The sequence below is a fragment of the Pseudomonas sp. W15Feb9B genome, from assembly GCF_000828175.1.
GTDB lineage: Bacteria > Pseudomonadota > Gammaproteobacteria > Pseudomonadales > Pseudomonadaceae > Aquipseudomonas > Aquipseudomonas parakoreensis.
The window spans coordinates 125,884-148,038 of record NZ_JTKF01000035.1; the positions used below are offsets into that span (position 1 = coordinate 125,884).

General features: G+C 61.0%; 19 protein-coding genes. 13 read left to right on the top strand and 6 right to left on the bottom strand.

Annotated features, from left to right (window positions below; translation table 11 throughout):
* Positions 1-141 precede the first annotated feature (141 nt).
* Both gcvT and gcvH read left to right on the top strand, forming a co-directional pair.
* The gene (gene gcvT, locus OC71_RS18335) at positions 142-1,224 is read left to right on the top strand and encodes a glycine cleavage system aminomethyltransferase GcvT (protein WP_041072088.1); all 1,083 of its coding nucleotides are present in this window, start codon (positions 142-144) and stop codon (positions 1,222-1,224) included.
* Between the two features lie 49 nt (positions 1,225-1,273).
* The gene (gcvH, locus tag OC71_RS18340) at positions 1,274-1,657 is read left to right on the top strand and encodes a glycine cleavage system protein GcvH (protein ID WP_041072090.1); all 384 of its coding nucleotides are present in this window, start codon (positions 1,274-1,276) and stop codon (positions 1,655-1,657) included.
* A 105-nt stretch (positions 1,658-1,762) separates the two neighbouring features.
* On the opposite strand, the gene OC71_RS18345 is transcribed toward gcvH, so the two are convergent.
* Positions 1,763-2,902 carry a DegT/DnrJ/EryC1/StrS aminotransferase family protein gene (locus OC71_RS18345; protein ID WP_041072092.1) on the bottom strand — a complete coding sequence of 380 codons (1,140 nt, stop codon included), beginning with the start codon at positions 2,900-2,902 and terminating at the stop codon, positions 1,763-1,765.
* A 152-nt stretch (positions 2,903-3,054) separates the two neighbouring features.
* Between OC71_RS18345 and gcvP the strand changes: the two genes are divergently transcribed.
* The gene (gene gcvP, locus OC71_RS18350; protein ID WP_041072094.1) at positions 3,055-5,928 is read left to right on the top strand and encodes an aminomethyl-transferring glycine dehydrogenase; all 2,874 of its coding nucleotides are present in this window, start codon (positions 3,055-3,057) and stop codon (positions 5,926-5,928) included.
* A gap of 128 nt (positions 5,929-6,056) precedes the next feature.
* Here the strand turns inward: gcvP and OC71_RS18355 are convergent, their stop codons facing one another.
* The 3 genes from OC71_RS18355 to OC71_RS18365 all read right to left on the bottom strand — a co-directional run bounded on the left by OC71_RS18355 (position 6,057) and on the right by OC71_RS18365 (position 8,656).
* The gene (locus tag OC71_RS18355; RefSeq protein ID WP_169843014.1) at positions 6,057-6,377 is read right to left on the bottom strand and encodes a DUF2388 domain-containing protein; all 321 of its coding nucleotides are present in this window, start codon (positions 6,375-6,377) and stop codon (positions 6,057-6,059) included.
* Positions 6,378-6,442: 65 nt separating this feature from the next.
* Positions 6,443-8,227, bottom strand: coding sequence for a GspE/PulE family protein (locus OC71_RS18360; protein ID WP_041072096.1), 1,785 nt, complete (start codon positions 8,225-8,227; stop codon positions 6,443-6,445).
* A 90-nt stretch (positions 8,228-8,317) separates the two neighbouring features.
* Positions 8,318-8,656, bottom strand: a complete 339-nt coding sequence (locus tag OC71_RS18365) for a hypothetical protein (RefSeq protein ID WP_041072098.1) — start codon at positions 8,654-8,656, stop codon at positions 8,318-8,320.
* A gap of 127 nt (positions 8,657-8,783) precedes the next feature.
* On the opposite strand from OC71_RS18365, the gene OC71_RS18370 reads away from it, so the two are divergent.
* The gene (locus OC71_RS18370; protein ID WP_027610503.1) at positions 8,784-9,248 is read left to right on the top strand and encodes an Lrp/AsnC family transcriptional regulator; all 465 of its coding nucleotides are present in this window, start codon (positions 8,784-8,786) and stop codon (positions 9,246-9,248) included.
* A gap of 142 nt (positions 9,249-9,390) precedes the next feature.
* Here the strand turns inward: OC71_RS18370 and OC71_RS18375 are convergent, their stop codons facing one another.
* Entirely contained in the window at positions 9,391-10,761 is a 1,371-nt protein-coding gene (locus OC71_RS18375) for an inorganic triphosphatase (RefSeq protein WP_041072101.1), read from the bottom strand.
* A 155-nt stretch (positions 10,762-10,916) separates the two neighbouring features.
* Here OC71_RS18375 and argE point away from each other — a divergent pair, with 155 nt between their 5' ends.
* Both argE and argA read left to right on the top strand, forming a co-directional pair.
* Positions 10,917-12,062: an acetylornithine deacetylase gene (argE, locus tag OC71_RS18380; RefSeq protein ID WP_041072182.1), complete on the top strand. Its 1,146-nt coding sequence runs from the start codon at positions 10,917-10,919 to the stop codon at positions 12,060-12,062.
* 258 nt (positions 12,063-12,320) lie between these two features.
* Positions 12,321-13,619: an amino-acid N-acetyltransferase gene (gene argA, locus OC71_RS18385; protein ID WP_007967974.1), complete on the top strand. Its 1,299-nt coding sequence runs from the start codon at positions 12,321-12,323 to the stop codon at positions 13,617-13,619.
* Between the two features lie 134 nt (positions 13,620-13,753).
* Here argA and tauA read toward each other — a convergent pair whose 3' ends face one another.
* Positions 13,754-14,743: a taurine ABC transporter substrate-binding protein gene (gene tauA, locus OC71_RS18390; RefSeq protein WP_041072102.1), complete on the bottom strand. Its 990-nt coding sequence runs from the start codon at positions 14,741-14,743 to the stop codon at positions 13,754-13,756.
* A gap of 363 nt (positions 14,744-15,106) precedes the next feature.
* Between tauA and OC71_RS18395 the strand changes: the two genes are divergently transcribed.
* The 7 genes from OC71_RS18395 to ssuB all read left to right on the top strand — a co-directional run bounded on the left by OC71_RS18395 (position 15,107) and on the right by ssuB (position 22,137).
* Complete coding sequence (locus tag OC71_RS18395) at positions 15,107-16,432, top strand: OprD family porin (RefSeq protein WP_041072104.1); 1,326 nt, start codon at positions 15,107-15,109, stop codon at positions 16,430-16,432.
* A gap of 295 nt (positions 16,433-16,727) precedes the next feature.
* Complete coding sequence (locus OC71_RS18400) at positions 16,728-17,366, top strand: peroxiredoxin (protein ID WP_041072107.1); 639 nt, start codon at positions 16,728-16,730, stop codon at positions 17,364-17,366.
* Positions 17,367-17,705: 339 nt separating this feature from the next.
* Positions 17,706-18,299 carry an NADPH-dependent FMN reductase gene (gene ssuE / locus OC71_RS18405; protein ID WP_041072109.1) on the top strand — a complete coding sequence of 198 codons (594 nt, stop codon included), beginning with the start codon at positions 17,706-17,708 and terminating at the stop codon, positions 18,297-18,299.
* 89 nt (positions 18,300-18,388) lie between these two features.
* A complete protein-coding gene (locus tag OC71_RS18410; protein WP_041072111.1) occupies positions 18,389-19,369 on the top strand; it encodes a sulfonate ABC transporter substrate-binding protein in 981 nt (326 codons plus the stop codon).
* A gap of 25 nt (positions 19,370-19,394) precedes the next feature.
* Positions 19,395-20,543, top strand: a complete 1,149-nt coding sequence (ssuD, locus tag OC71_RS18415) for an FMNH2-dependent alkanesulfonate monooxygenase (RefSeq protein WP_041072113.1) — start codon at positions 19,395-19,397, stop codon at positions 20,541-20,543.
* Between the two features lie 8 nt (positions 20,544-20,551).
* Positions 20,552-21,334 carry an aliphatic sulfonate ABC transporter permease SsuC gene (ssuC, locus tag OC71_RS18420; protein ID WP_027610511.1) on the top strand — a complete coding sequence of 261 codons (783 nt, stop codon included), beginning with the start codon at positions 20,552-20,554 and terminating at the stop codon, positions 21,332-21,334.
* Complete coding sequence (gene ssuB / locus OC71_RS18425) at positions 21,331-22,137, top strand: aliphatic sulfonates ABC transporter ATP-binding protein (RefSeq protein ID WP_041072115.1); 807 nt, start codon at positions 21,331-21,333, stop codon at positions 22,135-22,137. The genes ssuC and ssuB overlap by 4 nt, the downstream gene beginning before the upstream one ends.
* The last annotated feature ends 18 nt before the right edge of the window (positions 22,138-22,155 follow it).

The following is a 22,155-nucleotide window of genomic DNA, read 5'->3' on the forward strand; positions in this document are numbered from 1 at the left end:
CATGCGGCTACAATGCGCGGCATTCGGTGCGGTTCGTCTGACAGACCCGTTCGCTGAAATCGGCTGAAAGCCTTCTATTTAGCGGCTTTCACCCCGTGCAGCGGCTGTCCGCACCTTCGCCACGCCCGGAAGGAGAAACCCATGGGACAGCGTACGCCTCTGTATGACCTGCATCTCGCCCTCGGCGCGAAGATGGTCGATTTTGGCGGTTGGGACATGCCACTGCATTACGGCTCGCAGGTCGAGGAACACCATGAGGTGCGCCGCGATTGCGGGGTGTTCGATGTTTCCCATATGACCGTTATCGACGTCGATGGCCCACAGGCCAAGGGCTGGCTGCAGCATTTGCTGGCCAATGACGTCGAGCGCCTGCACCGCCCCGGCCGCGCGCTCTACAGCACGATGCTCAACGAGCGTGGCGGCATCGTCGACGACATGATCGTCTATCGCCTCGAAGACCGTTATCGTCTGGTATTCAACGCCTCCACCCGCGACCAGGATCTGGCGTGGATGCAGACGCAGATCGCCGGTTACGACGTGCAATTGCATGAGCGTCAGGATCTGGCGATGCTCGCCATTCAAGGCCCGCAGGCCCGGCAGAAAATTGCCGAACTGGTGACCCAGTCCCGCGCCGAACTGATCAAACATCTCAAACCGTTCGAAGCTCACGTCGATGGCGACTGGTTCATTGCGCGCACCGGCTACACCGGTGAGGATGGTCTGGAAATCGCTTTGCCGGCCGAGCAGGCGCCGGGATTTTTCAACGATCTGGTCGGTGCCGGCATTTCGCCGATCGGCCTCGGCGCCCGCGATACGTTGCGGGTCGAGGCCGGGATGAACCTCTACGGCCAGGACATTCATCAGGATGTCTCGCCGCTGGCATCCAATATGGCCTGGAGCATTGCCTGGGAACCGACCTCGCGGCAGTTCATCGGGCGTGCTGCGCTGGAAGCGGAAAAAGCCGCCGGCGTTGCGCACAAACTGGTGGGGCTGGTGCTTGAGGAGCGCGGTGTTTTACGTGCCCATCAGGTGGTTCGTATCGCCGATGTTGGCGAAGGAGAGATCACCAGTGGTAGTTTCTCTCCTACGCTAAGCAAATCGATTGCCCTGGCGCGTGTACCGATGGCCACCGCCGACCGCGCCGAAGTGGAAATCCGTGGCAAGTGGTATCCGGTACGAGTGGTCAAACCGACCTTCGTGCGCCATGGCAAAACCTTGATCTGACCTTTTCCGGCGGGCCTGACCGCTGACAATTTTCTTGAGGACACCGAGCATGAGCAATATCCCCGCTGAACTGCGTTTTGCCGAAAGTCATGAGTGGGCGCGTCTGGAAGCCGACGGCACCGTTACCGTGGGCATCAGCGATCACGCGCAGGAAGCGCTGGGCGATGTGGTGTTTGTCGAGTTGACTGAAGTGGGCAAGGTGTTTGCTGCTGAGGATCAAGCTGGCGTGGTTGAGTCGGTGAAAGCGGCCTCCGATATCTACTCGCCGATTGCCGGCGAAGTCATCGCCGTCAACGAAGAGCTGAGCGGCTCGCCGGAACTGCTGAACTCCGATCCGTACGGGGCGTGGATCTTCAAGCTCAAGCCAGCCAACGCTGCTGATCTGGACAAGCTGCTGGACGCCGCCGGCTACAAGGCTGCAATCGGCGAATAATCTTCGCCCCTGTAGGAGCTGCCGCAGGCTGCGATCTTTTGACTTTGTTCTTAAAGACAAAATCAAAAGATCGCAGCCTGCGGCAGCTCCTACATTAAGAGCGCTTCAGGGCTTCAATACCGCTTTCACCGCCGCCACCGACCGCTCGACATCTTCCTTGGTCATGGTGTTGAACATCGGCAACGACACAATCAGTCGCCCGACGCGCTCGGCCACCGGCAACATCCCTTCCTTGAAACCGCGCTCGCGGTACAGACTCAGCAAATGAATCGGCGGGTAGTGATAGCCGATGCCGATGCCGTGTGCCTGCATCTGTTCCATGAACGTAGCGCGGGCCGGCAAGCCGTCCTTGCGCTCCGGCAGGACCAGCTGAAACAGGTGCCAGTTGCTGTGAGTGAAATCCGCGGGCGGCAATTGCGCGCCATAGATCGCTTCGAAGTCATCGCCAAAACATTTGAAGTAATGACGGGCCAGTTCCTGACGATGGGCGGTCAGCGCCTCGATATGGGCGAATTGACCCAGACCGATGGTCGCGGCGACGTCGGTCATGTTGAACTTGCCGCCGAGCACATCAACGTCGAGACCGTCGAAGCCGTTGCGGGTCACGCCTTGCAGGCGATATTTCTCCGCCAGCCGCGCTTCTTCCGCAGTATTCAGCACCAGACAGCCGCCCTCGGAACAGGTCACGTTCTTGTTGGCCTGGAAACTGAACGACACGAAGTCGCCAGTGGCGCCGATGCGCTGGCCATTCCAGCTCGAACCCAACGCCTGCGCGGCGTCTTCGACGATGCGCAGATTGTGTTTGTGCGCGATGGCATATAGCCGATCCATGTCCACCGGCAGGCCGGCGAGGTACACCGGAATCAGCGCTTTGGTGCGTGGGGTGATCGCTGCCTCGAGCTTGTCCAGATCAATGTTGCGGGTCACCGGGTCGATGTCGGCGAACACCGGGGTGGCGCCGACTTCGAGGATCACGTTGGCGGTGGCGACCCAGGAAATCGGCGTGGTGATCACTTCGTCACCCGGGCCGATACCGGCGATGCGCAGGGCGATTTCCATGGTGCAGGTGCCGGAGTTGAAGGTGCGCACCGGGCGCCCGCCGAAATATTCCGACAACTGCGCTTCAAAGGCCTGGACCTTCGGCCCGCTGGTGATCCAGCCGGAGCGCAGCACATCGCCGACGGCGGCAATCGTGGCTTCATCAATGACAGGTTTGGAAAACGGCAGGAACGGCAGTTGGCTCATGAGGGTTCGATCATCCGAAAGTGGGACGCCTGATGCAGGTGCTACAGCATGCCCCGGAACCCCGCTGCCGCCAAGCCGTGCGCGTCGGTATCGGCTGCTATGCTGGTTTGACCGTGTTGCATTGACGCCGAGCAGCCAAGAGAGAGCCCGTCATGTCCCAGTTGCCATCCTTGAGCCAGTTACGTGACCCCGAAGCCTTCCTGCGCCGCCATTTGGGGCCCGACGCTGCCGAGCAACAGGCGATGCTCGACAGCCTCGGTCTCGGCAGCCGGGTCGAACTGATCGAGCAGACGGTGCCGCCGGGCATTCGGTTGAACCGGGCGCTGGATTTGCCGCCGGCCCTTGATGAGCAAGCGGCGCTGGCCAAGCTGCGCGGTTATGCCGAGCAGAACCAAGTGTGGACCAGCCTGATCGGCATGGGTTACCACGGCACGCTGACGCCCACGGTCATCTTGCGCAATGTGCTGGAAAATCCCGGCTGGTACACCGCCTACACCCCGTATCAACCGGAGATCGCTCAGGGCCGTCTCGAAGCGCTGCTGAATTTTCAGCAACTGACCATCGACCTCACCGGACTGGAGCTGGCCAATGCTTCGTTGCTCGACGAGGCAACGGCTGCGGCGGAGGCCATGGCGCTGGCCAAACGTGTGGCGAAGTCGAAGAGCAATCTGTTTTTCGTCGATGAGAACTGTCATCCACAGACTCTTTCCGTGGTGCAGACCCGCGCCGAAGGCTTCGGCTTTGAGCTGATCATCGACGCTGTGGATAACCTCGGCCAGCATCAGGTATTCGGCGCATTGCTGCAGTATCCCGACACCCACGGCGAGATTCGTGATTTGCGTCCGGTCATCGATCAACTGCACGCGCAGCAGGCGCTGGCCTGCGTGGCCACGGATCTGCTGAGCCTGTTGCTGCTGACGCCACCGGGTGAACTGGGCGCGGATGTGGTGTTCGGTTCGTCCCAGCGCTTTGGCGTACCGATGGGCTACGGTGGCCCGCATGCGGCGTTTTTTGCCAGCCGCGAAGAGTACAAACGAGCGATTCCGGGGCGGATCATCGGCGTGTCGAAAGACGCTCGTGGCAATGTCGCGTTGCGCATGGCCCTGCAAACCCGCGAGCAACATATTCGCCGCGAGAAGGCCAATTCGAACATCTGCACCGCGCAGGTGCTGCTGGCCAACATCGCCAGTTGCTACGCGGTGTATCACGGGCCGCAAGGCTTGAAACGCATCGCCCAGCGCGTGCACCGCTTGACCTGCATCCTGGCGGCGGGCCTTGAGCGCCATGGTATTGCGCGGGTTAACGGGCAGTTTTTCGACACCCTCACGCTGGAGGTTGGCGGCGCGCAGAGCGCGATCATCGACAGCGCCAAGGCTGCGCAGATCAACCTGCGGATTCTCGGCCGTGGTCGAGTCGGGTTGAGTCTTGACGAGACGTGCGATGAAAGCACGGTGGCCAAACTGTTCGACGTGCTGCTCGGTGCCGATCATGGTTTGAACGTCGAGCAACTCGATACAGAAACGTTGGTTTCAGGCATCCCCGACAGCCTCCAGCGCAAGACGCCTTACTTGCGCCATCCGGTGTTCAACGCGCATCACAGCGAAACCGAGATGCTGCGCTACCTCAAGCAACTGGAGAACAAGGATCTGGCGCTCAACCAGTCGATGATCCCGTTGGGTTCCTGCACCATGAAGCTCAACGCCACCAGCGAGATGATCCCCATCACCTGGCCGCAGTTCGCCAACCTGCACCCGTTCGCGCCTCGGGAGCAGGCAGTCGGTTACACCTTGATGATTGAAGAACTGGAGCGCTGGCTGTGCGCGATCACCGGGTTCGATGCGATCTGCATGCAGCCCAACTCCGGGGCTCAGGGCGAGTACGCCGGGCTGCTGGCGATTCGCAAATATCACGAGAGCCGGCATCAGGGCGCGCGGGATATCTGCCTGATCCCGTCCTCGGCCCACGGCACCAACCCGGCCTCGGCGCAGATGGCCGGGATGCGCGTGGTGATCGTCGAATGCGACGAGGCCGGCAACGTCGATCTGGACGACCTGAAAACCAGGGCGGCCGAGGCGGGGGACAAATTGTCGTGCCTGATGGCGACCTATCCGTCGACCCATGGTGTTTACGAGGAGGGCATCAGCGAAATCTGCGAAGTTATCCACCAGCACGGCGGGCAGGTGTACATGGACGGCGCCAATCTGAATGCGCAGGTCGGGCTGGCGCGGCCGGCGGACATCGGCGCCGACGTGTCGCACATGAACCTGCACAAGACGTTCTGCATTCCCCACGGCGGCGGCGGGCCGGGCATGGGGCCGATCGGCATACGCGCGCACCTGGCGCCGTTCGTCGCCAATCATCCGGTCGTGCCGATTGACGGCCCGCTGCCGCAGAACGGCGCGGTCAGCGCGGCGCCGTGGGGCAGTGCGAGCATTTTGCCGATCAGCTGGATGTACATCGCGATGATGGGGCCGCAACTGGCGGATGCCAGTGAGGTGGCGATCCTCGCCGCGAACTATCTGGCGCAGCATTTATCCGGCGCATTTCCGGTGCTGTATACCGGGCGCAACGGGCGGGTGGCCCATGAATGCATTCTCGATCTGCGGCCGTTGAAGGCGCAGACCGGGATCAGCGAAGAAGACGTCGCCAAGCGCCTGATGGACTACGGTTTCCATGCGCCAACCATGTCTTTTCCGGTGCCGGGGACGTTGATGGTCGAGCCGACCGAGAGCGAATCCAAGGCCGAACTGGACCGGTTTATCGGCGCCATGCTGAGCATCCGTGCGGAAATCACCGAAGTGCAGAACGGCAACTGGCCGGCGGAAGACAACCCGCTCAAGCGTGCTCCACATACCCTGGCGGATGTCACCGGAGTCTGGGAGCGGCCTTACAGCATCGAGCAGGGCATCACCCCGGATGCGCACACCAAGGCGCACAAGTATTGGCCGGCGGTGAATCGGGTGGATAACGTTTATGGGGATCGCAATCTGTTTTGTGCTTGCGTCCCGGTGGACGATTACCGCTGAAGAGCAAAAGATCGCAGCCTTCGGCAGCTCCTACACTGATCCCTGTAGGAGCTGCCGAAGGCTGCGATCTTTTGCTTTTTGCTTAAAAAATGCCGCTCGATCGAGCGGCATTTTTGTTGGCGCCTGGCTTACTCGGAGGCCACTGCGTTCTTCGCCAGAATCGCATTCGCCAGTTCCATGTCCGTGGCCTGCAGGCCCGGATTGTCGGCGCGGACTTTCTGCATCGCTGCTTCCAGGTACGGCCCACGGATGCCGCCATCGCTGGCAACGAAGCTGCCGGCATCGTCCTGTGCGGCAACGATCAGCTTGTGATCCTTGAAGGTCAGGTAGGTCGAACCGGTGGTGGCGCCGGACGAAATGACGTTACGCCAAAAGCTGTCGGCCATCGCTGAACCAACGGGAAGGGACAGCAAGGCAAGGGTGGCGACAGCAAGTTTGAGACGCATGATTGAGTGACTCCTGGGGGTTAACTACGGCGTTGGATAACGATTCGCCAATCCGGTTCCGTAGTGGCCTATTTCTGCTCGCTTTGCGGCGTCACCCGCAGCACTTCTTCGAGGGTGGTCAGCCCCGCCGCGACCTTCTGCGCACCCGACAGGCGCAGGCTGCGCATGCCTTCCTTGAAGGCTTGCCGTCGGATGGCGGTAAGGTCGGTGTCCGGGGTGATGAGGGTTTTGAGGCTGTCGCTCAGTTGCATGATTTCGTAAACCCCGGCGCGCCCGCGATAACCGGTGTCGCGGCACTCCAGGCAGCCGATCGCCCGTTGCGCATTGCCCGGCAGCGGCGCCTGCCAGGGGCGGGTTAGTGTCTGCCAGTCCTCCTCTTCCAGCGTCAGCGGCGCCTTGCAGTGCGGGCACAAGGTACGCACCAGACGCTGGGCCATGACCCCGAGCACCGTGGCCTTGATCAGGTAGTGCGGCACGCCGAGTTCGAGTAACCGGCTGATAGCACTGGGGGCATCGTTGGTGTGCAGGGTCGACAGCACCAGGTGGCCGGTGAGCGCCGCCTGAATCGCCATTTCCGCGGTTTCCAGGTCGCGAATCTCGCCGATCATGATGATGTCCGGGTCCTGTCGCATCAACGCACGCACCCCAGCGGCGAAACTCAGCTCGATGTTGTGCTGCACCTGCATCTGATTGAACGCCGGCTCGACCATTTCGATCGGGTCTTCGATGGTGCAGAGGTTGATCTCCGGCGTCGCCAGTTTCTTCAGCGTGGTGTAGAGCGTGGTGGTCTTGCCCGAACCGGTTGGCCCGGTGACCAGGATGATGCCGTTGGGCTGGCGGGTCATGTCCTGCCAGCGGCGCAGGTCATCGGCGGAAAAGCCCAACTGATCGAAGTCCTTGAGCAGCACTTCCGGGTCAAAAATCCGCATGACCATTTTTTCGCCAAACGCGGTGGGCAGCGTCGAGAGCCGCAGCTCCACCTCGCCGCCGTCCGGGGTTTTGGTTTTGACCCGGCCGTCCTGGGGTTTGCGCTTCTCGGCGACGTTCATCCGCCCGAGGCTTTTCAGGCGGCTGACGATCGCCATGGTCACCTGCGGCGGGAATTGATAGACGTTGTGCAACACGCCGTCGATACGAAAGCGCACGGTGCCTTGTTCGCGGCGCGGTTCGATGTGGATATCGCTGGCGCGTTGCTGGAAGGCGTACTGGAACAGCCAGTCGACGATGTTGACGATATGCGCATCGTTGGCGTCCGGTTCCTGATCGCTGGCGCCGAGGTTGAGCAGTTGTTCGAAGTTGCCGAGGTTGCCGCTTTGCTGATCGGCATTGCTGGCGCCGCTGACCGATTTGGCCAGGCGGAAGAACTCGACGCTGAAGCGCTGGATGTCCACCGGGTTGGCGACCACCCGTTTGATCGGCAGCTTCAGCACGTGAGTCAGGTCGGCTTCCCAAGCGGTGACGTAGGGCTGGGCACTGGCCACGACCACGGCGTCGCGGTCGACCGCCACCGCAAGAATCCTGTGCCGCTGGGCAAAGGCGTAGGACATCAGCGGGGTGATGGCGGCGACGTTGATCTTCAACGGGTCGATGCGCATGTACGGTTGGCCGGCCTGCTGCGCCAGCCACAGGGTCAGGCTTTCCAGATCCAGATGTTTACCCGGACGGCTGAGGTCATCCAGTTGCTGGCTGGCGATGAACTCCAGCGGATGTTGCTGGCCGTGGGTCGCATGGCGGCGCCGGGCGTTGAGCGCCTGCTCCGCCGAGTCCTGGCTGATAAAGCCTTGGGCGACCAGCTCACGCAACACATCGTTGAGATCCAGCCAGCGGTCCTGAGTGGCGAGTTGAACGGACATGCGGGCTCCTTTTGAACGACTGTGCGCAAAGGATAGTCGTGGCCCCGCAGACCGTTGGGCCACTACCCGACAAAGCCGTTGCCGGATTTTTCAGCCAACCGCTTGCGCGGGCGTATCCCACGCCGCGTCGGCGTTTTGCAGGTTGACCGAGCAGACGCTGATCAGGTTACGAAGTTTTTCCGCAATCACCTGGGCGCGATGCCAGCTCAGACCATCAATGACGATATCGATCGACAGCAGATCGTCGAGCCGCTCGACGTGGACCTGTTGCGGCGTGAGGAATTGCAGCGCAAACAAATTCAGCACCCGCACCAACAGATCCGGCTCGGCTTCGGCGAGGATCTGATACTGCGCCAGGCAATGGCTGTTGTTGACGTTCCAGACATCGGCCCGGGTTGGAGCGGTATTCACGGCTTCGAGGTGCGGCATGGCGAGTCTCCAAAAAACACTGGAGAAATTTTTACATTCGGTGCCGGGCATTTCTTGGCTAAGATCGATGTTATTGGCGAATGATCGACCGGTTTGATTCGCATGAATTCATATTTGAGGTTTTTCTATGCACAGCGAGCTGGACAGCTACGACCGCAGGATTCTCGCCCTGCTGCAAGAGGACGCTTCCTTGTCCAGCGCACAGATCGCCGAGCAGGTGGGCCTGTCGCAGTCACCGTGCTGGCGGCGCATTCAGCGGATGAAGGAGGAGGGGATCATTCGCGGTCAGGTGACCTTGCTTGATCGCAAGAAGATCGGCCTGAACACGCAGATCTTCGCCGAGATCAAACTCAACGCCCACGGGCGTTCGAACTTCACCGAATTCACCGAGGCGATTCGCGGTTTTCCGGAAGTGCTGGAGTGTTATGTGTTGATGGGCGCGGTGGACTTTCTGTTGCGCATTGTCGCGGCGGACATCGAGGCGTATGAGCGATTCTTCTTCGAAAAGCTGTCGCTGGTGCCGGGGATTCAGGAAGTGAATTCGATTGTGGCGCTGTCGGAGATCAAGTCCACCACCAGCCTGCCGGTCTAGCGCGGATGGCCTTTGTGGCGAGGGAGCTTGCTCCCGCTGGGCTGCGAAGCGGCCCCAAAATCCGCAATTGCAGGAATTGGGAGTCCATCGGCCTCCAGCGGGAGCAAGCTCCCTCGCCACAGTTTTCAGGTATTGCTGAGCATCACATGCGCAGCAGCATTTTCCACGCACGATTCTGATAAACCGCAATCGCCTGCTGCTTGCGCGCATCGAGCAGTTCGTCAGTGATGGTCGGTTCGTTGGCCAGTTGCGCCAGTTTGTTCAGCTCGCCGTACAGGCGATCCATTTCCGCAATCTCCAGCACGTTGCGCGCGTGGTGCAGCCAGACCTGGATGCGCTCGATGCGCGGCAGTTGCTCGGCCAGATCTTCCGGTTGCTGCTGATAGCGCTGCAATTGCAGGGACGTGGCTTCCTCGCCCAGCAGGCGCGGCAGCCAGCTGTGCAGTTGCGCGGCGCCCTGGCGGTTGCCGCGGGTGTTGCGCTCGGCGGTCCAGGCGCGGGCCAGCAGCCAGCGTGATGCGGTCAGCGAGAACAGGCCCCAGCGCGGGTCTTCCAGTTCTTCGAGGAATTGCTCCGGCGCCGCCTTGCGCACGTCTTCGTCTTCGATGCCGACCTGAACCAGCGGGCGCCAGTCTTCGAGCAATGCGTCCAGCGCCACGCGCAGGTCGTGAGTGGCCGGACGCGGTGCCGCCTGGCCGAGGCTGCTGAGCAGGGCGCGCATTTCCGCGAGGTTCTCGACCCAGTCCTGAAGTAGGCGCCAGTGGCCATTGAAGCGATATTGTTCGGCCAGACGCTGGCTGCTGCCGAGCAAGTGCCAGGCTAGAGCGGCAAAGGCGTCATCGAGTTGGGTTTCCGGGGTCAGTTGCGGCGCCGGCAGGCTCAGCGAGTAGCTGTTGACGTCGTACAGACGGTAGCCGCGCTCGGCCTTGCTGATGTCGCACGGCATCAGGGCCAGGGTTTCGGCCAGTTCGGCGGCCAGTTCCAGCAGTGCGGCCGGCTCGCCTTCGCGCAGCTCCAGTTCCAGCTCGCAGATTTCTTCTTTCTGTTTGCCGACCACCACGTGACCGAGGTCCAGCGCAGCTTCGATGACCACTTTGGCCTTGCCGCGGCCCCAGGCGATTTCCGCACGCTCGCGGACGAAATCGGTGGTGAAGATCGGTTTCAGGGTTTTCTTGTCCAGCTCGGCCAGCGACTCGGGCCAGCATTCGCCGTCGAGTTTCTTCACGTCGAGCTTGGCTTTGGGCAACTTCCAGTCGTACTCGTTACGCTCGGACAGACCGGCAACGCTCTGGCCGCGGGTCTTGAGGGTCTGAATCACTTCGTCACCGTCCTTGCGCAGGCGCAGGGCGACTTTGGCTTGGGCCAGGTCGCGCTCGGGGGTGTCGAAGTACTGGTTCATCAACTCACGGCGTTCCCAGCCATTTTTGTTGCGTTTTTTCAGTAGCGGGTGCTCGCGCAGGGCAGCGAGGGTTTCGCGGCTGACGCGGAGTTTGATTTCGGTTTCTTTCTGCATGGCCGGAAAATCCAGGATCGGGAGCGCAGCCGGGGGAATGTGTGGCTGCCAAGGCCGTGCAGTGTACAGGACTCAAACTTCCTACGCCCTGCGGCGGTTTATTCCTGGCGCCGGATGGCTCTATGATGGACTTCAAATCGGAGTTGGAGTCAGCGATGCCTTTGCCGTCCATGCAAGACCAGTTCGCTGCACTGATCGCCGCACCGTCGGTCAGTTGCACCCAACCGGGCCTGGATCAGTCCAACCGGGCGGTGATCGATTTGCTCGCCGGATGGCTGGGTGATCTGGGCTTCAGCTGCGATATCCAGCAGGTCAGCCCCGGCAAATTCAACCTGCTCGCCAGTTACGGCAGCGGCCCCGGCGGTCTGGTGCTGGCCGGGCACAGCGATACCGTGCCTTATGACGATGCGCTGTGGCAGACCGATCCGCTGAAGCTTACCGAAGTTGACGGCCGCTGGGTCGGGCTGGGCAGTTGCGACATGAAGGGCTTTTTCGCGCTGATCATCGAGGCCGTGCAGCCGCTGCTCGACCAACCGTTCAAGCAACCGCTGCTGATTCTCGCCACCTGTGATGAAGAAAGTTCGATGTCCGGTGCTCGTGCGCTGGCCGAGGCCGGCAAGCCGCTGGGCCGTGCGGCGGTGATCGGCGAGCCGACCGGGCTCAAGCCGATCCGCATGCACAAGGGCATCATGATGGAGCGCATCGATATCCTCGGGCAGAGCGGCCATTCGTCGGATCCGCGTCTGGGCCACAGCGCCCTCGAGGCGATGCACGATGCCATCGGCGAGCTGCGCGGTTTGCGCCTGCTGTGGCAGCGTGAATTCAACAATCCGCAGTTCAGCGTGCCGCAGCCGACCATGAACTTCGGCTGTATTCATGGCGGCGATAACCCCAACCGCATCTGCGGCCAGTGTTCGCTGGAGTTCGACCTGCGCCCGCTGCCGGGCATGGACCCGAAAGTCCTGCGCGCGGAAATCCTGCGCAAGCTCAACCCGGTGGCTGAGCGGCATCAGGTGAAGATCGATTACAAACCGTTGTTCCCGGAAGTGCCGCCGTTCGAACAGGCCGAAGACGCCGAATTGGTGCGCATCGCCGAAAAGCTCACCGGCCATCGTGCTGAAGCAGTGGCGTTTGGCACCGAAGCGCCTTATCTTCAGCGCCTTGGCTGCGAAACCATCGTGCTCGGCCCCGGCGACATCGCCTGTGCCCACCAGCCCGGCGAATACCTCGAAATGTCACGTTTGCAGCCTACCGTGCACCTATTGCGGCAGTTGATTGAACATTACTGCCTGAAGAATTGAACACATCCCTTGTAGGAGCTGCCGAAGGCTCGGGCCGCGTTCGGACGATCTTTTGATCTTGTCTTTTAAAAACAAAGTCAAAAGATCGCAGCCTGCGGCAGCTCCTACAGGGAAAGTCGTTAAATTAGTGGGAATCGAACCCGTATTCATGAGGAGAGCGCGCGTGTCGCCAAGCCTGTTCCGACGATAACCATCAGCCCGCTGTGCATTTTCCGTTTCGCCCTTTTTTCGGCTGCTATTTATTACAGGCCCAGGTTCATGCCCGAATACGTCAATTGGCTTCGTCACGCGTCCCCTTACATCAATGCCCACCGCGACTGCACGTTCGTCGTCATGCTGCCCGGCGACGGCGTGGAGCATCCGAACTTCGGCAACATCGTCCACGACCTGGTGCTGTTGCACAGCCTCGGCGTGCGTCTGGTGCTGGTCCACGGTTCGCGTCCGCAGATTGAAACCCGCCTCGCCGCTCGCGGCCTGACCCCCCACTACCACCACGGCATGCGCATCACCGATGCAGCGACCCTGGAATGCGTGATCGATGCAGTCGGTCAGTTGCGCATCGCCATTGAAGCGCGGCTGTCGATGGACATGGCCTCGTCGCCGATGCAAGGCTCGCGTCTGCGGGTGGCCAGCGGCAACCTGGTCACGGCGCGGCCGATCGGCGTGCTCGAAGGCGTCGACTATCACCACACCGGCGAAGTGCGCCGGGTCGACCGTAAAGGCATTAATCGCCTGCTCGACGAGCGCTCGATCGTGCTGCTGTCGCCGCTGGGCTACTCGCCGACCGGGGAAATCTTCAACCTCGCCTGCGAAGACGTCGCCACCCGCGCCGCCATCGACCTCGGTGCCGACAAACTGTTGCTGTTCGGCGCTGACCTCGGTCTGATCGACGAAAACGGCAAACTGGTGCGCGAACTGCGGCCACAACAGGTGCCTGCGCATCTGGCGCGTCTGGGCAACAACTATCAGGCCGAACTGCTGGATGCCGCCGCCGAGGCTTGCCGTGGCGGTGTCGCGCGCAGCCATATCGTTAGCTACGCCGAAGACGGCGCGCTGCTGACCGAACTGTTCACCCGCGACGGTGGCGGTACGCTGGTCGCTCAGGAGCAATTCGAACTGGTGCGCGAGGCGGCGATTGAAGACGTCGGTGGTTTGCTCGATTTGATCAGCCCGCTGGAAGAGCAGGGGATTCTGGTGCGTCGTTCGCGCGAAGTGCTGGAGCGCGAGATCGAGCAGTTCAGCGTGGTCGAGCGTGAAGGCATGATCATCGCCTGTGCGGCGTTGTACCAGATTGCCGATTCGGATGCCGGAGAGCTGGCGTGCCTGGCGGTGAATCCGGAGTACCGTCATGGCGGTCGCGGCGATGAACTGTTGGAGCGCATCGAGACCCGTGCCCGGGCGCAAGGGTTGAAAACCCTGTTCGTCCTCACCACCCGCACCGCGCACTGGTTCCGCGAACGTGGCTTCGAGCCTAGCAGCGTCGAGCGCCTGCCGGCGGCGCGGGCGTCGCTGTACAACTATCAGCGCAATTCGAAGATCTTCGAAAAGACTCTCTGAAGATTAGCGGGTGATTCTTGTGGTGAGGGAGCTTGCTCCCGCTGGGCTGCGAAGCGGCCCCAAACCGGTGTTTGCCGGAATTGGGAGTCCTTCGGCCTCCAGCGGGAGCAAGCTCCCTCGCCACCTATGTATCTTTATTCGGTTACAAACTTCGCGCTCACGTACGGCGAATAATCCGGCAGCACCGTCTCGACCTTGCCCTGTTCCTTCAAAAACTTCGCCGTCTCACCTATCGCTTTGGCCGTGCCGCCATCCAGCAGTGCGGTGGTTTGCTGCGCCTTGGCATCCGGGAAGGCCGAACCAGCCAGCAGCTCCGGCACGTCGGCGGCATTGGCACCGGTCAATTTGGCGATTTTCTGCACCGGCGCCGAGTCCGCCGTCCAGCTGTCTTTATGGCTGGCGTAATCGGCAAATGCGTCTAGAGTGACCTTGGCAAACTTGGCCACCACCTCAGGATGCTTCTCGGCGTAGTCCTTGCGCGCGACCCAGACTTCGAAGGTCGGTGCGCCCCATTGGCCGACTTGTGCGGCATCGGTCAGGGTCTTGCCGGTCTTGCGGATTTCCCCCAGCGCCGGCGACCAGACAAACGCGCCGTCGATGTCCCCACGCTTCCACGCCGCTGCGATTTCTGCGGGCTGCAGGTTCACCACTTTGACTTTCGAGGTGTCCAGGCCCCAGTGCTTGAGTGCGCCGAGCAAGCTGTAGTGGGAGGTGGAAACGAAAGGCGTGGCGATGGTCTTGCCGACCAGGTCCTGCGGGGTATTGATCCCGCTGCCATTGCGCACCACCAGCGCCTCGGCGGCGTTGATCTGCGCTGAAACAATGAAAGCGACGATCGGCAGATTGCGAGAAGCGGCCGCTGCCAAAGGGCTGGAGCCAAGGTTGCCGATCTGTACGTCGCCCGATGCAAGGGCTGTCACAACTTCCGGGCCGCTATTGAAGCGACGCCAGTCGATTTTCTCGCCGATGGTCTTCTCGTAGACGCCGTCGGCCTGAGGGACTTTGCTCGGGTCGATACCGGTTTGATAGCCAACGGTGAGGTTGGCGGCATGGACGGAAAAAGAAATCAGCGCTGATACACAAACTGTAACAAATTGACTAGATAGTGCGCGTTTGGCCATCATGGCGTCGCCTTTTCGATAGGGTTTGACGAATCGGGGTTGCGCCAAAGCTAATCGATATAAAAAAAGGCTAACAAATACCATTTAGGAATGAGCTTAGTCGCCGATACGCTGTTTCCCGGCGGAGGTGGCCGATACTGGCCATATTTCGAAATGATATGAAAAAGAATGAATAAATTCTTTTTGGGTTTATCAGGAAATCTTTACTCTGCACGGACCAAATCACTGCGATTAGACCTTGGTCGTAGACACACAAGGTTACGATTGACTTGTCAGTCACGGTCTGGCGCTAATCGCGCATCTTAGGATCCAGGGCATCAGACCCCGGGCCAGGAACACAAGAATTAGAAACGAGAGGAGCTTTACATGAACAAGTCCACCTTGGCCCTGGCTGTGGCCGTAGGGGTTTTGGCGCAGCAGGCAGGCGCCGCCGGTTTCATCGAAGACAGCAAGGCCACCTTGGGGCTGCGTAACTTCTACATCAACACCGACAACCGTGATGGCGCTGGTGCGAACAAGAACGAAGAGTGGGGCCAAGGCTTCGATCTGCGTTTCATCTCCGGCTACACCCAAGGCACCGTGCAGTTCGGTGTTGACGCGATCGGCCTGTACGGCGTGCGTCTGGATTCCAGCCCGGCCACCAGTGGCAACTCCGCCGGTACCGCGTCGGGCGGCACCGTGTTCCCAAGCGATGGCAACCGTGCCGTGCATGACTTCGCCAGCCTGGGCGTGACCGGCAAGGTCAAGATCTCTCAGACCGAACTGAAAGTCGGTACCCTGATGCCGAACAACCCGGTCATCAAGTACAACGACGGCCGTCTGCTGCCGCAAACTTTCCAGGGTGAAGCGATCACCTCGAACGAGTTCAAGGATCTGACCCTGACTGCCGGTCAGGTCGAGGCCGTGAAAGGTCGTAACTCCAGCAACAACGAGAACATGTCGATTGCCGGTGCGAACGCTGGTTCGAACTATGACAAAGGCGTGTTCAGCAACAAGTTCTACTACGGTGGTGCGGACTACAAGGTCACCAAAGACCTGACCGCTTCGTACTACTACGGTGAGCTGAAAGACTTCTACTCGCAGAACTTCCTGGGTCTGGTACACAACTGGGCAATCGGCCCGGGCGTACTGAAAAGCGACCTGCGTTACTACCGCAGCCGCGACAACGGTGCCAACGGCGATACCGCTGCCTACTACACCAGCGGCTACTACGGTGGCAAAACCGTCAAGGGCAAAGTCGACAACGATCTGTACAGCTACCTGGCCCTGTACTCGGTTGAAGGTCACACCTTCGGTGCCGGTTACCAGTACACCAAAGGCGACAGCGACTTCCCTTGGCTGAACCAGGGTGACGGCTCGTCGAACAGCACCATCACCGACATGCAGATCCAGAAGTTCGCCCGTGCTGGCGAGCGTACCTGGCAGGCTCGCTACGGCTACGATTTCGCCAAGATCGGCGTTCCTGGCCTGACCGCCAACGTGATCTACCTGCGTGGCAACAACATCGACACTCCGCTGGGCGAAAAAACCGAGTGGGAACGTGACCTGACCATCGGTTACGTGATTCCGGAAGGTCCGCTGAAGAACCTCGGCGTTGCCTGGAAAAACGCGATGTGGCGTACCGACCTGGCGAACACCCGTTCCCAGGACGAAAACCGCCTGATCGTCAGCTACTCGATCCCGCTGCTGTAATAGCGCGCTCAAGCGGCTGATGTAAAAAAGCCCCGTCCGGCATCGCGCCGGACGGGGCTTTTGCATTTTCGGGTCAGGCTCACCCCCGTAAGCCCTTCCCGAAATTCCCCTCTTTTGCAGCTACTCAAGGCCTTCTCGAACCTTGGGGTCGATGTTCGTCGCGATGGCGGCGAGCGTCCAGTGAACGATGTTTAATATTCCTTTAGGTGCTAGATATCTAGTTATTTATTCTTTTTCATGATGGCAAATCCCAAGCTACAGTTGAGTTCTCCAACAACTCATCAGGAGCAGCACCATGAGCCTCAGACTCGGCGACATCGCCCCCGATTTCGAACAGGATTCCAGCGCCGGCAAGATTCGTTTTCACGAGTGGCTGGGCGATAGCTGGGGTGTGCTGTTCTCCCACCCGGCCGACTTCACCCCGGTGTGCACCACCGAGCTGGGCTTCACCGCCAAGCTCAAGGATGAGTTCAGCAAGCGCGGCGTCAAAGCCATTGCGCTGTCGGTGGACCCGGTGGACTCGCACCACAAGTGGATCGAAGACATCAACGAAACCCAGAACACCATCGTCAACTTCCCGATCCTGGCCGATGCCGACCGCAAGGTGTCCGATCTCTATGATCTGATCCACCCGAACGCCAACGACACGCTGACCGTGCGTTCGCTGTTCGTCATCGATCCGAACAAGAAGATCCGCCTGACCATCACCTACCCGGCGAGCACCGGACGCAACTTCCACGAGATCCTGCGGGTGATCGATTCGCTGCAGCTTACCGACAACTACAAGGTGGCCACCCCGGCCAACTGGCAGGACGGTGAGGAGGTGGTGATCGTGCCGTCGCTCAAGGATGAGGAAGAGATCAAGCGGCGCTTCCCCAAAGGCTATCGTGCGGTGAAACCATACCTGCGCCTGACGCCGCAGCCGAATAAGTGAATCCAGTGAGATATTTCTTGTAACTACCGGCGCTTTCGTCGGAACGCCGCCCGGAGCAGGCTCGCTCCCACATTTGAAATGCAGTCTCCCTGTGGGAGCGAGCCTGCTCGCGAAGGCGTCAGTCCGGGCAGTACAGAATTCAGAACCACAAAGCAGGGGATTTCAGGCCGTTTTCACGGCCTGTTTTTTTGCCCGGAACAAAGCAAACCTCATATCTCTTAAATGCATAACCAAATGAATAAATATGATTTATGGATATATAAATCAGCTGGTAAGGTCACTCCATTGAAGCGAGATCGCAACCCGCGAATCGCCTGTAACGCGCAAGGAATTGTCTGAATGCTGGTCGTCTCACTCGGTGGCAGTCCCAGCCAGCGCTCCCGTTCCGGGGTGTTGCTGGAGCGCTCGCAACGCTGGTTGCAGGAGCAGGGGGTGGAAGTGGTGAGTTATCAGGTGCGGGACTTCCCGGCCGAAGACTTGCTTCACGCCCGCTTCGACAGCCCGAAGGTGCTCGACCTGCTGGCGCAGATTGAAAACGCCGACGGTCTGCTGATCGCCACGCCGGTGTACAAGGCGTCGTTTTCCGGCGCACTGAAGACCGTGCTCGATCTGCTCCCGGAACGCGCCCTGAACCACAAGATTGTGCTGCCGATGGCCACGGGCGGCAGCATCGCCCACATGCTGGTGGTCGATTACGCCCTCAAGCCCGTGCTGTCGGCATTGAAAGCCCAGGAAATGCTGCAAGGGATTTTTGCCGAGGACAGCCAGATTGCTTACGGCGAAGGCAGTGCCCAGGCGCAACTGGCGCCGGCGCTGGAGCAGCGTCTGCACGAAGCACTGGAGCAGTTTGTCAGTGCCATGGCTCGCCGGCCGAAACCGCTGGAGCCGGGCCTGTTGAATGAACGTTTATTGAGTGCTCGCTGGAGCATTTAAGCCTTACCCGAATTTGCTCCACTCACCTTACTCAGCCGCTAACGGCCAAGCAGGTGCAGCCAAAACCCAACAGCAAAAAGGAGAGCGCTATGCGCACTGTATTTTTGCGTCGTGGTCTGGTCGCTCTGTTTGCTGCGGCTGTGTCCTTCGGCGCCATTACTCAAGCTCAGGCCGAGACTCTACGGATCGGTTATCAAAAATACGGCACGCTGGTGCTGCTCAAAGCCAAAGGCACTCTGGAAAAGCGTCTGGCCGCGCAAGGCGTGGACGTGCAATGGACTGAATTCCCCGGCGGCCCGCAACTGCTCGAAGGCCTGAACGTCGGCTCGATCGACTTCGGTGTTACCGGCGAGACCCCACCGGTATTCGCTCAGGCTGCCGGTGCTGACCTGCTCTATGTCGCCTACGAGCCGCCAGCGCCGAACAGCGAAGCGATCCTCGTACCGAAAGACTCGCCGATCAAATCGGTCGCCGATCTGAAGGGCAAGAAAGTCGCGCTGAACAAAGGCTCCAACGTGCACTACCTGCTGGTGCGCGCCCTTGAAGATGCCGGCCTAAAATACGCCGATATCCAGACCGTATTCCTGCCGCCGGCCGATGCCCGCGCCGCGTTCGAACGCGGCAGCGTCGACGCCTGGGTGATCTGGGACCCGTACCAGGCCGCTGCCGAGCAACAGCTGCAAGCGCACACCCTGCGTGACGGCAAAGGCATCGTCGACAACCATCAGTTCTACCTCGCGACCAAACCCTACGCGCAGAAAAATCCCGAGGTGATCAAGACCCTCGTCGAAGAAGTGCGCGCCGTGGGCGAGTGGTCCAAAGCCAATCCTGAAGACGTGACCCAACAGGTCGCGCCACTGCTCGGCCTGCCGGCGGACATCACCCTGACCTCGGTGAAGCGCCAAGGCTACGGTGCGCTGTTCCTGACCCCGGACGTGGTCGCCGCGCAACAGAAAATCGCCGACACCTTCTACCAGCTCAAGCTGATTCCCAAGCCGTTGAGCATCAAGGACGTGATCTGGACGCCACCGGCCGCTGTGGCCCAAAGCTCGGTCAGCCAAGCCCAGTAAATCGAATCCCCAAGGAGACCACTCCATGAGCCTTAATATCTTCTGGTTCCTGCCTACCCACGGCGACGGCCATTACCTTGGCACCGCCGAAGGCGCCCGCGCCGTTGACCACGGTTATCTGCAACAGGTCGCGCAAGCGGCGGATCGTCTGGGTTTTGGCGGCGTGCTGATTCCCACCGGCCGTTCGTGCGAAGACTCGTGGCTGGTGGCCGCGTCGCTGATCCCGGTAACTCAGCGTCTGAAATTCCTTGTCGCCCTGCGCCCCGGGATCATTTCCCCGACGGTCGCGGCGCGGCAGGCAGCGACCCTGGATCGTCTGTCCGGCGGCCGTGCGCTGTTCAACCTGGTGACCGGTGGCGATCCGGAAGAGTTGGCCGGTGATGGTCTGTTCCTCGATCACGAAGCGCGTTATCAGGCTTCGGTGGAATTCACCCGCATCTGGCGTCGCGTGCTGGAAGGCGAAACCGTCGATTACGACGGCGAGCACATCAGCGTGAAGGGCGCCAAACTGCTCTATCCGCCGATCCAGCAACCGCGTCCGCCGCTGTACTTCGGTGGCTCTTCGGAGGCGGCGCAGGATCTCGCTGCCGAACAGGTCGAGATGGTCCTGACCTGGGGCGAGCCGCCAGCGGCGGTGGCCGAGAAAATCGAGCAGGTGCGCGCCAAAGCCGCCAGGCTCGGACGTACCGTGCGCTTCGGCATTCGTCTGCATGTGATTGTGCGCGAAACCAACGCCGAAGCCTGGCAAGCAGCCGACCGGCTGATCTCGCATCTGGACGACGACACCATCAAGCGTGCGCAGGCGTCACTGGCGCGCTTTGATTCGGTTGGTCAGCAACGCATGGCCGCGCTGCACGGCGGCAGTCGCGACAACCTCGAAGTCAGCCCGAACCTGTGGGCCGGCGTCGGTCTGGTGCGGGGCGGTGCGGGTACGGCGCTGGTCGGCGATGGCCCGACCGTGGCCGCCCGTGTGAAGGAATACGCGGATCTGGGCATCGATACGTTCATCTTCTCCGGTTATCCACACCTCGAAGAGTCGTATCGCGTCGCTGAACTGCTGTTCCCGCACCTCGACATCGAGCGTCCGGAGCTGCCGAAAAGCGCCGGTTACGTCAGCCCGTTCGGCGAGATGGTGGCCAACGACATTCTTCCCAAAGCCGCGTCGCAGAGCTGAGGCGCGCCATGAACAAATTTATCCACAGCCTCGCGCCCTGGGCGTTGCCGGTGCTCCTGCTGGCGGTGTGGCAGTTGTCGGTGTCGGCCGGTTGGTTGTCGACGCGGATTCTGCCGGCACCGGTGGCGGTGATCGAGGCCGGTGTCAGCCTGGTGCGCAGCGGCGAAATCTGGACTCACCTGGCAATCAGCGGCTGGCGCGCGGCGCTGGGTTTCACCATCGGCGGCAGCATCGGCCTGGTGCTGGGCTTCATCACCGGCCTGTCGAAGTGGGGCGAACGCCTGCTCGACAGCTCGGTGCAGATGATTCGCAACGTGCCGCACCTGGCGCTGATTCCGCTGGTGATCCTGTGGTTCGGCATCGACGAGTCGGCAAAGATTTTCCTGGTGGCGTTGGGCACGTTGTTCCCGATCTACCTCAACACCTATCACGGCATCCGCAACGTCGATCCGGCGTTGGTAGAGATGGCGCGCAGTTATGGCTTGAGCGGTTTCAGCCTGTTCTGGCAGGTGATTTTGCCGGGCGCGCTGCCTTCGATTCTGGTCGGCGTGCGCTTTGCGCTGGGCTTCATGTGGCTGACGCTGATCGTTGCCGAAACCATCTCCGCCAGCTCCGGCATCGGCTATCTGGCGATGAATGCCCGGGAGTTTTTGCAGACCGATGTGGTGGTGCTGGCGATCCTGCTTTACGCGGTGCTCGGCAAACTCGCCGACCTCGCGGCCCGTGGACTTGAACGTGTGTGGTTGCGCTGGCACCCGGCTTATCAGGTTGCCAAGGGAGGTGCGGCATGACCGCTCAACAACCTCCACGCCTGCTGCGCGGGATTCCGCTGGTGGTGCGCAACCTGCAGAAAACCTTTGGTGCGCGGCAGGTGCTGCGCGACATCGACCTGCACATTCCAGCGGGGCAATTCGTCGCCGTGGTCGGGCGCAGCGGGTGCGGCAAGAGCACCTTCCTGCGTCTGCTCGCCGGCCTCGATCAACCGACTGGAGGCGACCTGTTGGCCGGTGCCGCACCGCTGAGCGATGCGCGCGAAGACACCCGGCTGATGTTTCAGGAAGCACGGTTGCTTCCGTGGAAAAAGATCATCGACAACGTTGGCCTCGGCCTTAACGGCAACTGGCGCCCGCAAGCGCTGGAGGCGCTGGAAGCGGTGGGTCTGGCCGATCGTGCCAACGAATGGCCGGCCGCCTTGTCCGGCGGGCAGAAGCAGCGTGTGGCGCTGGCCCGGGCGCTGATTCACCAGCCGCGCCTGCTGCTGCTCGACGAGCCGCTGGGTGCGCTGGATGCGCTGACCCGGATCGAGATGCAGCAACTGATCGAACGCCTCTGGCAACAGCATGGCTTCACGGTGCTGTTGGTGACCCACGACGTCAGCGAAGCGGTGGCGATTGCCGACCGGGTGATTCTGATCGAGGACGGCGAAGTTGGCCTCGACCTGCAAGTGGAGTTGCCTCGTCCGCGAGTGCGCGGATCGCATCGACTGGCGGCGCTGGAAACCGAAGTGCTCAACCGTGTTCTGTCCCTGCCCGGCGAGCCGCCGGAGCCGGAACCTGTTTCACCACTGCCTACGCAATTGCGCTGGGCTCAATAACTCAAGTTACCTCCAACG

What these genes read in the sequence shown, in the direction of transcription:
- OC71_RS18345 (WP_041072092.1), bottom strand. Translation starts at nt 2,902, where the DNA reads ATGAGCCAACTGCCGTTCCTGCCGTTTTCCAAACCTGTCATTGATGAA.
- OC71_RS18410 (WP_041072111.1), top strand. Translation starts at nt 18,389, where the DNA reads ATGCGCACTGTATTTTTGCGTCGTGGTCTGGTCGCTCTGTTTGCTGCG.
- argE (WP_041072182.1), top strand. Translation starts at nt 10,917, where the DNA reads ATGCCTTTGCCGTCCATGCAAGACCAGTTCGCTGCACTGATCGCCGCA.
- gcvP (WP_041072094.1), top strand. Translation starts at nt 3,055, where the DNA reads ATGTCCCAGTTGCCATCCTTGAGCCAGTTACGTGACCCCGAAGCCTTC.
- OC71_RS18400 (WP_041072107.1), top strand. Translation starts at nt 16,728, where the DNA reads ATGAGCCTCAGACTCGGCGACATCGCCCCCGATTTCGAACAGGATTCC.
- OC71_RS18360 (WP_041072096.1), bottom strand. Translation starts at nt 8,227, where the DNA reads ATGTCCGTTCAACTCGCCACTCAGGACCGCTGGCTGGATCTCAACGAT.
- ssuB (WP_041072115.1), top strand. Translation starts at nt 21,331, where the DNA reads ATGACCGCTCAACAACCTCCACGCCTGCTGCGCGGGATTCCGCTGGTG.
- ssuC (WP_027610511.1), top strand. Translation starts at nt 20,552, where the DNA reads ATGAACAAATTTATCCACAGCCTCGCGCCCTGGGCGTTGCCGGTGCTC.
- OC71_RS18375 (WP_041072101.1), bottom strand. Translation starts at nt 10,761, where the DNA reads ATGCAGAAAGAAACCGAAATCAAACTCCGCGTCAGCCGCGAAACCCTC.
- ssuD (WP_041072113.1), top strand. Translation starts at nt 19,395, where the DNA reads ATGAGCCTTAATATCTTCTGGTTCCTGCCTACCCACGGCGACGGCCAT.
- argA (WP_007967974.1), top strand. Translation starts at nt 12,321, where the DNA reads ATGCCCGAATACGTCAATTGGCTTCGTCACGCGTCCCCTTACATCAAT.
- ssuE (WP_041072109.1), top strand. Translation starts at nt 17,706, where the DNA reads ATGCTGGTCGTCTCACTCGGTGGCAGTCCCAGCCAGCGCTCCCGTTCC.
- OC71_RS18365 (WP_041072098.1), bottom strand. Translation starts at nt 8,656, where the DNA reads ATGCCGCACCTCGAAGCCGTGAATACCGCTCCAACCCGGGCCGATGTC.
- gcvT (WP_041072088.1), top strand. Translation starts at nt 142, where the DNA reads ATGGGACAGCGTACGCCTCTGTATGACCTGCATCTCGCCCTCGGCGCG.
- OC71_RS18395 (WP_041072104.1), top strand. Translation starts at nt 15,107, where the DNA reads ATGAACAAGTCCACCTTGGCCCTGGCTGTGGCCGTAGGGGTTTTGGCG.
- tauA (WP_041072102.1), bottom strand. Translation starts at nt 14,743, where the DNA reads ATGATGGCCAAACGCGCACTATCTAGTCAATTTGTTACAGTTTGTGTA.
- gcvH (WP_041072090.1), top strand. Translation starts at nt 1,274, where the DNA reads ATGAGCAATATCCCCGCTGAACTGCGTTTTGCCGAAAGTCATGAGTGG.
- OC71_RS18370 (WP_027610503.1), top strand. Translation starts at nt 8,784, where the DNA reads ATGCACAGCGAGCTGGACAGCTACGACCGCAGGATTCTCGCCCTGCTG.